Consider the following 10,914-nt stretch of genomic DNA (forward strand, 5'->3'; position numbering starts at 1 on the left):
CGCGATTTACCAAACGATTGCCTAATAGCTGATGAAAACCGAGATTAGCTGTCTTGACGAACGAACGTCGATTGAAACGCGGAAGGGAAGAGAAGAGAATCGAGGGGAAAGAGGTGCCGCCGGAAAATCGGCGCGTGAGACGGCAGCGATTGCCGCTCACGCGCTGAGGCTCAAATAAACATCAGCCAATTCAGCAGAAAAATATTCGCAATCAAAAGCGTGAGCGCGGTCGGCACCTGAACCTTAATCACCGCGTTCTTGTCCGGCAACTCCAGCAACGCTGCCGGCACGATATTGAAATTCGCGGCCATTGGCGTCATCAGCGTGCCGCAGTAGCCGGAGAACATGCCGATCGCGGCCATCGTCGCGGGATTGCCGTGGAACACGCCGACGAGAATCGGCACGCCGACGCCGCCCGTCATCACCGGGAACGCGGCGAAGCCGTTGCCCATCACCATCGTGAAGAGCGCCATGCCGACCACGTACACCGCAACCGCGACGATCCGGTAATCCATGTTCACGTAAGCCGTCGTCACATGCGCGACCGCCTTGCCGACGCCCGCATCCGAGAACACCAGCCCGAGCATGCCGAGCATCTGCGGCAGCACGGCGGCCCACGAGAGCGCGTCGATGAGGCGGCGCGTCTCGCGCATCGACTGGCCCACGGTGTCGCGCGTCATCACGCACGCGATGGCCAGCGCGATCACGCAGCCGATGCCGAAGCCGATCAGCGTCACGTTCTTCAGCTCGATCAGCGGCACGCCGCCGAACACGAGATACTTCGCGCCGAGCGTGAGAATCACGGTGACGACGGGAATCGTCAGCGCGGGCACGAACAGCTTGTTGCCGAGCCGCACGGCGCTCTGGCGGCGCGTCTCTTCGGAGAGCATCTTCGGCTTCGCACCGGTGACGCCGCCGAGACCCGCGATCAGCGCCATCGCCACGACGAGCACGCCGACCACCGTCACCGGCAGCCAGTCGCCGACGAGAAAGATGAGCGCGTAGATCAGCCAGAAGCCGCCCGCGGAGAGACGCCGCGGATGCGACTTGTCCGTGAGGATCATGCCCGCGACGACCACGAGCACGATGCCGACGAGATAGAAGAGATAGTTGATGGTGAACGTCATGCCTTCTCTCCCGCGACGTTGCGCGTGAGCGCGTCGAGCTCGCGCGCGAGCTTGCGATCGAGCAGCCACAGACGGAAGCCGTGAATCAGGAACGCGCAGATCGCGGTGGGAATGCCCCACACGGCGACGTGCATCGGTTCCACGACGATGCCCGCTTCCTTCAGGAAGGTGACCATCAGCACGATCGCGCCGAAGGCCACGAAAATGTCCTCGCCGAAGAACAGGCCGACGTTGTCGGTCGCGGCGGAATACGCGCGCAGCTTGAAGCGCGTCGCGTCGGACAACTTGCCGTAACGTGCTTCGGTCGCGCCTTCGGCCATCGGTGCGAGCAGCGGGCGCACCATCTGCGGATGGCCGCCGAGGCCCGTCAGGCCGACCGCCGCCGTGATCTCGCGCACGAACAGATAGACGATCAGGAGACGCCCGGCCGTCGCGGCCTTGATGCTCGAAATCCACATCTGTGCGCGTTCGCGCAGGCCGTGCCGTTCGAGCAGGCCGATCACCGCGAGCGGCAGCAGGATGATGAGCGGAATGTTGCGCGTCTTGAGAAAGCCGCTGCCGATGGCAGTCAGCATTTTCTCGACGGGAAAGTGCGCCGCGAAGCCCGTGATGATCGCCGCCGCCGCGACGATCAGCATCGGATTGAAGCGCAGCACGAAGCCTACGATGATGACGGCCACGCCGATGAGCGGCCATAAATTGACTGGGGTTGCCATGAGATCTCCAAACGATATAGACATCGCGCCTCGTATTGGGCGCGTGATTCACCACATGCGGCTCTGACGGCCGCTTGCTAAAACGCCCCGGCGGCGCGGGGCGTTCAATCCTTCGATGAGCGCGTCAGGCGGCCGCGTGCGCCGCGCGGACTTCGATGCCCGCATCGGCGAGCGCGCCGCGAATGCGACGCGCGAACTCCAGCGCATGCGCGCCGTCGCCATGCAGGCAGATCGTCTGCGCGTTGAGCGGCACCCATTCGCCCGACACCGCCCGCACGCGCTGCTCGCGCACCATCGCGAGCGTGCGGTCGAGCACGACGTTTTCGTCGTCGAGCAACGCGCCCGGCTCCTTGCGCGGCACGAGCGAGCCGTCCGCGCGATAACCGCGGTCCGCGAACACTTCCTCGATCGCGATCAGGCCCGCGCGGCGCGCCGCTTCGACGAGCCCGCTGTTCGCCAGCCCGAATACGAGCAGCGACGGATCGAAGTCGTGCACGGCGGAGACGATCGCGTCGGCGATTTCCGTGCTCCGTGCCGCCTGGTTGTACAGCGCGCCATGCGGCTTCACGTGCGCGATGTGCCCGCCTTCCGCCTGCGCGATCGCCGAAAGCGCGCCGAGTTGATACAGCACGCCCGCGTAGATTTCCTCCGGCGGCAGGTCCATTTCCCTGCGGCCGAAGTTCTCGGGATCGTTGAAGCTCGGATGCGCGCCGATGGCGACGCCCTTTTCGACGGCCCAGCGCACGCAATCGCGCATCGCGGTGGCGCCGCCCGCGTGCCAGCCGCACGCGATGTTCGCGGAACTCACGAGATCGAGCAGTGCTTCGTCGGAGCCGCAGCCTTCGCCGAGATCGGCATTGAGATCGATTTCCATGATGTCTTTTGCTTTCGTCACAAAGGATGTTGAGTGTGATGCGCCGCGTCTGTCGCGCGGCTGTTCATTCAGGAGCCCGCGCGGCCGATGCGTTCCTCGTGCATCGCGATGGCGGTTTCAACCTGGCTCACGTACTGCCGCTCCTCGGCGAGCGCACGGCGCGCCTCTTCCACCGACGTCTCGATGAAGCGCACGCCCCCGTTCAGCCTCACCTGCGCGAGCTTCCACAGATCCGCCTTGATGACCGAGCCGATCTTCGGATAGCCGCCGGTCGTCTGCGCGTCGCCCATCAGGACGATCGGCTGGCCGTTCGGCGGCACCTGGACCGTGCCGGGCAGCACCGCGTGCGACAGCAGTTCGATCTTTTCGCGACGCTCGAGCGCCGTGCCCGCGAGGCGAAAGCCCATGCGGTTGCTGTTCGGCGTGATCGTCCATTCCTCGTTCCAGAAGCTGTCGTGTGCGGCATCGCTGAAGTTCGCGTATTCCGGGCCGCGCAGCACGCGGAGCGGGACCGCCCACGCGAGGCCCGGCGAGTGACGGCCGCGCCGCACGGGTTCGTCGACGAGCACGAACTTGCACCACGCGGGCGCCTTCACGCCGAACGCGGGTTCTTCCGGCGAAAACGCGATGCCCTTGTGCGGCTGCGGCACGCCGACGGGCAAGCGGTCGCCGTCGCGCAGCGCGCGCCCGCCGAGTCCGCCGAAGCACGCGGCGAGATCGGTCGAGCGCGAGCCGAGCATCGGCAGGACGTCGATGCCGCCCGCGATGCACACATAGCCGCGCATGCCGCGCTTGGCCGCACGCAAGGTCAACTCCTGGCCCGCGCGCACCGGCAGGCTCCACCACGAATAGACCGGCTCGTCGTCGAGCGTCGCGCCGAAGTCCGTGCCAGTGATGGCGACGCGCGTCGCGTGCTTGAAGCGCAGCACCGTCGGCCCGAACGTAATCTCGATGCCCGCCGCGTCCGGCCTGTTCCCGACGATGCGATTGCCGATTTCGAGCGACAGCGCATCGAGCGCGCCACCGGCGCTCACGCCGAGGTGTCGGTAGCCGCGGCGTCCGAGGTCCTGCACGGAGGTGAGCACGCCCGCGCGAATCACGTCGATCATGCGCGCACCTCCAGCGCCTTGAAGCGCACGCGGTCGCCGGGCTGCATGAGCGTTGGCGGATTCCTGGCCGGATCGAAGAGTTTCAGCTCGGTGCGCCCGAGCAACTGCCAGCCACCGGGCGAGGCCGCCGGATAAATGCCCGTCTGCGCTCCGCCGATCCCGACCGATCCCGCCGGCACTTCGAGGCGCGGCTCCGAACGGCGCGGCATCGCGAGCGCGGGATCGAGTCCGCCGAGATACGCGAAGCCCGGCTGAAAGCCGAGAAAGAACACGACGTATTCGGCTTCCGTATGGCGTTTCACCACTTCATCGACGGAAAGGCCCGTGTGTTGCGCGAGCGCGGCGAGATCGGGGCCGCCGTCGCCGCCGTAGCGCACCGGAATCTCGATTTCGGCGGTATCGGCGTCGATGGTCTGCGCGGCGGCGTCCCAGCCGCCTTCCAGTTGCGCGGCGAGCGTTTCGTAGTCCGCTTCGAGCGGATCGAACACGATCGTCAGATTGTTCATGCCCGGCACCACCTCGACGACGTGCTGCATGAGGCGCGCGTGCTCGGCCAGCGCCCAGATGCGGCGCTGGCAGTCGAGCGTGGCGGGCGGCGCGGCGTCGAGCACGAGAGCGGTGTCGCCGAGCGGATGAATGCGTGGTCTTGTCATGCGTCTGATTGCCTTTTGCGGGGCGCGAAATTCATGGTTCCGATGATGATTGTGCCCGTCGCAGAATGTTACATTGTCAATAAATTATCAAGAATTTATCAATTCACGTTTTCGCCGAGACGCGCCGTCGCTCGCCAAAATGACGTTGCGCTACACTCCAACGCACTTCACATCGGTCAAAGCCATGCCGCGTCATCCCACCAAGATTGTCTCGTCCGAGCATCTCGTTTCCGAAGCCAGCGCCGAACTGTCGGAATTCGAGTACGGCCTCATCATGGCGGGAAACGCGTTCAATCGCTGGATGGTGCGCTGCATGTCCGCGGCCGGCGCGAAGGACATGACGGCGGTGGAAGTGTCGCTGCTGCATCACGTGAGCCATCGCGACCGCAAGAAGAAGCTCGCCGACATCTGCTTCGTGCTGAACATCGAGGACACGCACGTCGCCACGTATGCACTCAAGAAACTCGTCGCTCGCGGCTATGTGCAAAGCGAGAAGACGGGCAAGGAAGTGTTCTTTTCAGCGACCCCGACGGGGCGCGAGTTGTGCGGCAGGTATCGCGAGGTGCGCGAGGCGTGCCTCATCGAGACGCTGCGCGAAAGCGGCCTGACCAACGAGCAGATCGGCGAGGCCGCGCAACTGATGCGCAATGCGTCCGGTCTCTACGATACCGCCGCGCGCGCGGCAGCCTCGCTCTAGTAAATAGACGTTTCGGTGACGACCGCGTCGAGCGGCATGTCGTGCGTCTCGCGCGGCAGCCTGCCGCACTTGCCCGATTCGTACGCGATGCCGATCTTGACCGGCCGTTCGCCGTCCGGCCACGCGGCGAGCGTGCGATCGAAATAGCCGCCGCCGTAGCCCAGGCGATACCGGTCCGCATCGAAGCCGACGCACGGAATCAGCAACAGGTCAGGCACCACGACTCTTTCCTCCTCAGGCACGGGAATGCGGTAGCGGCCGAGCTTCATCGGCGCGTTCGCGCTCCATGCGTGAAAGACCATTGGCGCGTGCGGCGTGACGACGATCGGCAGCGCCGCGCCGCGCGTAGTGTCGGCGGCGAGCCAGCGCGTCATCACCTCGCGGGCGTCGAACTCGCCCGCGACCGGCCAGTACAGGCCGACGCACCGCGCGTCGTGCTGCGCGAGCACCGCCTCGATGCGCGTGGCAAGCGCCGCGTTCTTCGCGGCCTGGCCGGCTTGCTCGCTTTGCGCCTCGCGGGTCGCGAGAAGCGTTGCGCGCAAGGCGCTTTTGGGCTCGATGTTGGGTTGATCGCAAACGTCGCGTGCTATGCTTTCCTCCGATCTCAGGACTTGGTTCAAGACCATTCGCGCTCCAGAAAAAAAGATGTCAAAACGCCTCAACCGAGTATATCTCGCGGTCGGCACAGCCCTTGCCGCAGTGACGCTCGTCGCCTGTGGAACGGCTTCCGCCGTCCGTCCCGACGCCGATTATTCGCCCACGCCAGACGACCGCATCTTCATGCAGTTGCGCGATGCCGCGCGCGCGAACGATGCCGGCAAAGCCGCCGCGCTCGCCGCGCAGATTCCGGACTATCCGGCGCCGAGCTATATCGAATACTTCACGATCAAGCCGCAGCTCTTCGATTCGCAAGGCCACGCGCGCATCGACGCGCCCGACGCGCCGGTGCTCTCGTTCCTGCAGCGCTACGACGGCCAGGCAATCGCCGATCGCATGCGCAACGACTATCTCGTCGTGCTCGGCGGCCGTCACGACTGGAAGAACTTCGAGCAGCAATACTCCCGTTTCGTTCTCAACGACGACACGCAGGTCAAGTGCTATGCGCTCGAAGCGCGCCTGTCGCGCGGCGAGAACGTCGCCGAAGCGGCGCGCGCGCTGCTCGTCGAGCCGAAATGGTACGGCGACGGCTGCGTCGACCTGATCGGCGCGCTCGCGGAGTCGGGCCAGTTCACGAGCGATGACATCTGGCAGCAGCTCCGTCTCGCCTACGAGCAGAACTACACGACCACCGGCGCGAGCATCGTCGAGGCGCTCGGCCAGCAAAAGCCGAAAGACACGCTGTTCGACGACGCCGTCAACAAGCCGCCGCTCTATCTCGCGCGCGGCGTGATGCCCAATACGCCGGCGCATCAGCTGACGCTGCTCGCGATCACCCGCATGGCCCGCAACGACCCGGCCATGGCCGCTGCCACGTTCAGTTCCGTCGCGCCGAGCCTCACGCCCACCGAGCGCGCGACCGGCTGGGGCACCATCGGCTATCAGGCGGCGGTCAAGCGCATGCCGTCGGCGGCAGACTGGTATCGGCTGTCGGCGAACGCGCAATTGTCGAACCCGGCGTACGAATGGCGCACGCGCAGCGCGCTGCTCGTCGGCGACTGGAACATGGTGCGCTGGTCGATCGAACAGATGCCGCCCACGCTGCGCGCGCAGCCGTCGTGGGTCTACTGGCACGCGCGCGCCGTGAAGCAGGCCGGCGACGCGGCCACAGCGAATCAGGAGTTCCAGAGCATCGCGGATCAATACAACTTTTACGGCCAGCTCGCGCTCGAAGAGCTCGGCCAGAAGATCGACGTGCCGCCGCGCACGGCCGTGTCGGATGCCGAGATCACGCAGATGCAGTCGGTGCCGGGCTTCGCGCTGTCGCAGCGCTTCTACGCGCTGAACATGCGCCTCGAAGGCAATCGCGAATGGAACTGGCCGCTGCGCACGATGACGGATCGCCAGTTGCTCGCCGCCGCGCAGTACGCGAAGCGCATCGAGCTGTTCGACCGCACCGTCAACACCGCCGACAAGACCCGCGTCGAGCACGATTTCTCGCTGCGGTATCTGTCGCCGTTCCGCGATATCGTCGAACGCGATGCGCAGAACACCGGGCTCGATATCGAATGGGCGTACGGCCTCATCCGCCAGGAGTCGCGCTTCATCATCAACGCGCGCTCGGAAGTGGGCGCGGGCGGGCTGATGCAGCTGATGCCGGGCACGGCGCAACTCGTCGCGAAGAAGATCGGGCTCGGGCCGGTATCGCGCGCGCAGATGAACGATATCAACACGAACATTCTGCTCGGCACGAATTACCTGTCGATGATCTACAATCAATTCGACAACTCGCCCGTGCTCGCCACCGCCGGCTACAACGCCGGTCCGGGCCGGCCGCGCCAGTGGCGTCAGGACTTGCGCGCACCCGTGGAGGGCGCGGTTTTTGCTGAAACGATCCCGTTCACCGAGACTCGCGATTACGTGAAGAACGTGCTGTCGAACACCGTCTACTACGCTGCACTGTTCGAAGGCCGTCCGCAGTCGTTGAAGGCGCGTCTGGGCTATATCGCACCCTGACGCCGTCCCGAAGCGAACACTCACGCCCGCGCGTCGAACGACAGGACGCGCGGGCGTTTTCATTTCCGGCACCGCCGTTCTGAACTGAAGCCGCATCCCGTCAGGCCGCGACCCAAGAGGCGAACCATGCGACACCAACATGTAGCACTGATCGGCGGTTCGGGTTTCATCGGCAGCCATCTCGTCAATGCGCTCGTCGATCTCGGCAAGAAGGTGCGCGTGGCGACGCGGCGGCGCATCAATGCCGCGCATCTCACGCTGTTGCCCATCGACGTCATCGAAACCGATGTCCACGATCCCGTGCAGCTCGCCGCGTTCATCGATCAGACCGATGCGGTGATCAATCTCGTCGGTGTCCTTCAAGGGCGGCGCGACGAACCTTATGGGCCGGAATTCGCGAAGGCGCATGTCGAGCTGCCGCACAAGATCGCCGCCGCGTGCGAGGCGAAGGGCGTGCGGCGGCTGTTGCACATGAGCGCGATCGGCGCGGACCCCGGAGGTCCGAGCATGTATCTGCGCTCGAAGGGCGACGGCGAGAAGATCATCAGGGAATCGGGACTCGACTGGACCATCTTCCGCAGTTCCGTGGTGTTCGGTCCCGAGGACAATCTGCTCAACCAGTTTGCGTTTCTGGAGCGCCTGTTCCCGGTGATTCCGCTCGCGTGCGCCGATGCGCAGTTCCAGCCGGTGTTCGTCGGCGACGTGGCGAAGGCGATTGTCAACGTGCTCGATCTCGATGCCGCGAACCGCCAGGTCTACGAGCTCGCGGGCCCGGGCGTCTACACGCTCGCGGAACTCGTGCGCTTCGCGGGCGCGACCATCGGCAAGCATTCGCGCATCATCAAGCTGCCGGAGAGCCTCGGCCGCCTGCAGGCGATGACGATGGAAATGGCGCCCGGCCAGCCCGTGATCTCGCGCGACAATCTCGATTCGATGAAGACGCCGAGCATCGCGAGCGGGCCGCTCGCGCCGGAGCTCGGCATCGACGAGCCGGCGAGCATCGAGGCCATCGCGCCGCTCTATCTGTCGGGCAACGCGCCGCGCTCGCGCTTCAACGCTTTTCGCGCAACCGCGCATCGTTAATCTTCTTTTTCTGATCGCATGAAACTCGTTATCGGTGACAAGTCCAATTCTTCCTGGTCGATGCGTCCGTGGGTGCTGCTCAGGCATTTCGGCATCCCGTTCGAGGAGACGCTGATCCGCCTCGGCCAGCCCGACACGAAATCGAAGCTTCTCGAAGTCTCACCGTCCGGCAAGGTGCCGTGCCTCGTCACCGATGCGGGCGAGGCCGTGTGGGAATCGCTCGCGATCATGGAAACGATCGCCGAGATGCATCCCGAGCACGCGATGTGGCCGAGCGACGCCGCCGCACGCGCGCGCGCCCGCAGCGTCAGCGCGGAGATGCACGCGGGCTTCGCGGACCTGCGCCAGAACATGCCGATGGAAATCACGACGCACGCGCCGGGCCGCGGCGCGACGCCGGAAGCGCTCGCGAACATCGCGCGGATCGAGGCGATCTGGGCGGCGTGTCTCGCGAAGTCCGGCGGGCCTTTCCTGTTCGGCGCGGCGTTCGGCATCGCGGACGCGATGTTCGCGCCGGTCGTCATGCGCTTCAATTCCTACGCGCCGACGCTGAGCGCGACATCGCTCGACTATGCGAAGCGCATCACGGCGCTGCCCGCGGTCGCGGCGTGGATCGACAGCGCGCGCGAGGAAGCGCGATGAATATTTACGCTGTGGGCGGTGCGATCCGCGACGCGCTGCTCGGCGTGCCGGTGATGGATCGCGATTATGTCGTGGTGGGCGCGACGCCCGAGCAGATGGTGGCGCAGGGTTATCGGCCGGTCGGGAAAGACTTCCCGGTGTTTCTGCATCCCGAGACGCACGAGGAATACGCGCTTGCGCGCACCGAGCGCAAGACGGCGGCGGGCTATCACGGCTTCCAGTTCTACTATTCGCCCGACGTGACGCTGGAGGAAGATCTTGCGCGGCGCGATCTGACGATCAACGCGATGGCGCGCGAGGTGACGCCGGCGGGCGAGCTGACCGGCCCGGTGATTGATCCGTTCGATGGTCGAAGCGATTTGAAGAACCGGCTGTTCCGGCATGTGGGCGAGGCGTTCATCGAAGATCCGGTGCGGATTCTGCGCCTTGCGCGCTTCGCGGCGCGTTTCGCCGATTTCGATGTCGCGCCGGAAACCGCCGAGTTGATGAAGAAGATGGTCGCGGCGGGCGAAGTCGATGCGCTCGTGCCCGAGCGTGTGTGGCAGGAAGTGTCGCGCGGGCTGATGGAAAAGAAGCCGTCGCGCATGTTCGAGGTGCTGCGCGGCTGCGGCGCGCTCGTGCGGATTCTTCCCGAGGTGGATGCGCTATGGGGCGTGCCGCAACGCGCCGACTATCACCCGGAGGTGGACACCGGCGTGCACGTGATGATGGTGCTGGACTATGCCGCGTCGCAGGGATTCGCGCTGCCGGTGCGCTTCGCCGCGCTGACGCACGATCTCGGCAAGGCGACGACGCCTGAGGATGTGCTGCCGCGTCATATCGGCCATGAGGGGCGCAGTGTCGATCTGTTGCGGCCGCTGTGCGAGCGTTTGCGCGTGCCGAACGAATGCCGCGATCTGGCGATGCTCGTCGCGCGCGAGCACGGCAATATTCATCGCGTGATGGAGATGGGCGCGGCGGCGCTCGTGCGTCTCTTCGAACGATCCGACGCGTTGCGCAAGCCGGCGCGGTTTGCCGAAGCGCTGCAGGCTTGTCTCGCCGATGCGCGGGGGAGGCTCGGGTTGGAGCAGCAGGCTTATCCGCAGGCGGAGCGGCTGCGGGAGGCGCTCGTCGCCGCTCGGGCGGTCGATGCCGGCGCTGTCGCGCAGCTTTATGCCGATCAGCCTTCGAGGATCAAGGACGCCGTGCATGAGGCGCGGGTTGGGGCTGTTAAGGAGGCGTTGGGGGGGTGAAGGGCTGTTGGGGTTGGCGTGGGCTTTCGTGGAATCCTGTTTTCGCGTCGGTCTATTTGCACTGCCCCTGTGCGGGGCGGCAGTCACTTTCTTTGCTGCTGCAAAGAAAGTAACCAAAGAAACAGCTATCCCCATCCAAAGTACTTCATGCCGGCCCCGGCACAGAAG

The 10,914-nt window shown here is 65.5% G+C and carries 11 protein-coding genes; 5 read left to right on the plus strand and 6 right to left on the minus strand.

The window, feature by feature from the left end:
- Positions 1-170: 170 nt before the first annotated feature.
- The 5 genes from AWB78_RS02140 to pxpB form a co-directional block, all read right to left on the minus strand.
- Positions 171-1,127: a DUF979 domain-containing protein gene (locus tag AWB78_RS02140; protein ID WP_062601679.1), complete on the minus strand. Its 957-nt coding sequence runs from the start codon at positions 1,125-1,127 to the stop codon at positions 171-173.
- Positions 1,124-1,843: a DUF969 domain-containing protein gene (locus AWB78_RS02145; RefSeq protein ID WP_062601683.1), complete on the minus strand. Its 720-nt coding sequence runs from the start codon at positions 1,841-1,843 to the stop codon at positions 1,124-1,126. The genes AWB78_RS02140 and AWB78_RS02145 overlap by 4 nt, the downstream gene beginning before the upstream one ends.
- A gap of 124 nt (positions 1,844-1,967) precedes the next feature.
- Complete coding sequence (pxpA, locus tag AWB78_RS02150) at positions 1,968-2,717, minus strand: 5-oxoprolinase subunit PxpA (protein ID WP_062601686.1); 750 nt, start codon at positions 2,715-2,717, stop codon at positions 1,968-1,970.
- Positions 2,718-2,785: 68 nt separating this feature from the next.
- A complete protein-coding gene (locus AWB78_RS02155) occupies positions 2,786-3,826 on the minus strand; it encodes a 5-oxoprolinase subunit C family protein (protein ID WP_062601689.1) in 1,041 nt (346 codons plus the stop codon).
- Complete coding sequence (gene pxpB, locus AWB78_RS02160; RefSeq protein ID WP_062601692.1) at positions 3,823-4,479, minus strand: 5-oxoprolinase subunit PxpB; 657 nt, start codon at positions 4,477-4,479, stop codon at positions 3,823-3,825. The genes AWB78_RS02155 and pxpB overlap by 4 nt, the downstream gene beginning before the upstream one ends.
- A gap of 184 nt (positions 4,480-4,663) precedes the next feature.
- On the opposite strand from pxpB, the gene AWB78_RS02165 reads away from it, so the two are divergent.
- Positions 4,664-5,176, plus strand: coding sequence for a winged helix DNA-binding protein (locus tag AWB78_RS02165; RefSeq protein WP_062601694.1), 513 nt, complete (start codon positions 4,664-4,666; stop codon positions 5,174-5,176).
- Here AWB78_RS02165 and AWB78_RS02170 read toward each other — a convergent pair.
- A complete protein-coding gene (locus AWB78_RS02170) occupies positions 5,173-5,802 on the minus strand; it encodes a 5-formyltetrahydrofolate cyclo-ligase (protein ID WP_062601697.1) in 630 nt (209 codons plus the stop codon). The genes AWB78_RS02165 and AWB78_RS02170 overlap by 4 nt on opposite strands.
- Before the next feature lie 19 nt (positions 5,803-5,821).
- Between AWB78_RS02170 and AWB78_RS02175 the strand changes: the two genes are divergently transcribed.
- The 4 genes from AWB78_RS02175 to AWB78_RS02190 all read left to right on the plus strand — a co-directional run bounded on the left by AWB78_RS02175 (position 5,822) and on the right by AWB78_RS02190 (position 10,746).
- Positions 5,822-7,789: a lytic transglycosylase domain-containing protein gene (locus AWB78_RS02175; protein ID WP_062601699.1), complete on the plus strand. Its 1,968-nt coding sequence runs from the start codon at positions 5,822-5,824 to the stop codon at positions 7,787-7,789.
- 126 nt (positions 7,790-7,915) lie between these two features.
- Positions 7,916-8,872, plus strand: coding sequence for a complex I NDUFA9 subunit family protein (locus AWB78_RS02180; protein ID WP_062601701.1), 957 nt, complete (start codon positions 7,916-7,918; stop codon positions 8,870-8,872).
- Between the two features lie 18 nt (positions 8,873-8,890).
- On the plus strand, positions 8,891-9,514 hold the full coding sequence (locus tag AWB78_RS02185) for a glutathione S-transferase family protein (protein WP_062601703.1): 624 nt from the start codon (positions 8,891-8,893) through the stop codon (positions 9,512-9,514).
- Positions 9,511-10,746, plus strand: a complete 1,236-nt coding sequence (locus tag AWB78_RS02190) for a multifunctional CCA addition/repair protein (RefSeq protein ID WP_062601706.1) — start codon at positions 9,511-9,513, stop codon at positions 10,744-10,746. The genes AWB78_RS02185 and AWB78_RS02190 overlap by 4 nt, the downstream gene beginning before the upstream one ends.
- The last annotated feature ends 168 nt before the right edge of the window (positions 10,747-10,914 follow it).

It is taken from the genome of Caballeronia calidae, assembly GCF_900044055.2.
Classification (GTDB): Bacteria; Pseudomonadota; Gammaproteobacteria; order Burkholderiales; family Burkholderiaceae; genus Caballeronia; species Caballeronia calidae.

Coding starts and splice junctions, on each gene's coding strand:
- AWB78_RS02140 (WP_062601679.1), bottom strand. CDS start 1,127: ATGACGTTCACCATCAACTATCTCTTCTATCTCGTCGGCATCGTGCTC.
- AWB78_RS02145 (WP_062601683.1), bottom strand. CDS start 1,843: ATGGCAACCCCAGTCAATTTATGGCCGCTCATCGGCGTGGCCGTCATC.
- pxpA (WP_062601686.1), bottom strand. CDS start 2,717: ATGGAAATCGATCTCAATGCCGATCTCGGCGAAGGCTGCGGCTCCGAC.
- AWB78_RS02155 (WP_062601689.1), bottom strand. CDS start 3,826: ATGATCGACGTGATTCGCGCGGGCGTGCTCACCTCCGTGCAGGACCTC.
- pxpB (WP_062601692.1), bottom strand. CDS start 4,479: ATGACAAGACCACGCATTCATCCGCTCGGCGACACCGCTCTCGTGCTC.
- AWB78_RS02165 (WP_062601694.1), top strand. CDS start 4,664: ATGCCGCGTCATCCCACCAAGATTGTCTCGTCCGAGCATCTCGTTTCC.
- AWB78_RS02170 (WP_062601697.1), bottom strand. CDS start 5,802: ATGGTCTTGAACCAAGTCCTGAGATCGGAGGAAAGCATAGCACGCGAC.
- AWB78_RS02175 (WP_062601699.1), top strand. CDS start 5,822: ATGTCAAAACGCCTCAACCGAGTATATCTCGCGGTCGGCACAGCCCTT.
- AWB78_RS02180 (WP_062601701.1), top strand. CDS start 7,916: ATGCGACACCAACATGTAGCACTGATCGGCGGTTCGGGTTTCATCGGC.
- AWB78_RS02185 (WP_062601703.1), top strand. CDS start 8,891: ATGAAACTCGTTATCGGTGACAAGTCCAATTCTTCCTGGTCGATGCGT.
- AWB78_RS02190 (WP_062601706.1), top strand. CDS start 9,511: ATGAATATTTACGCTGTGGGCGGTGCGATCCGCGACGCGCTGCTCGGC.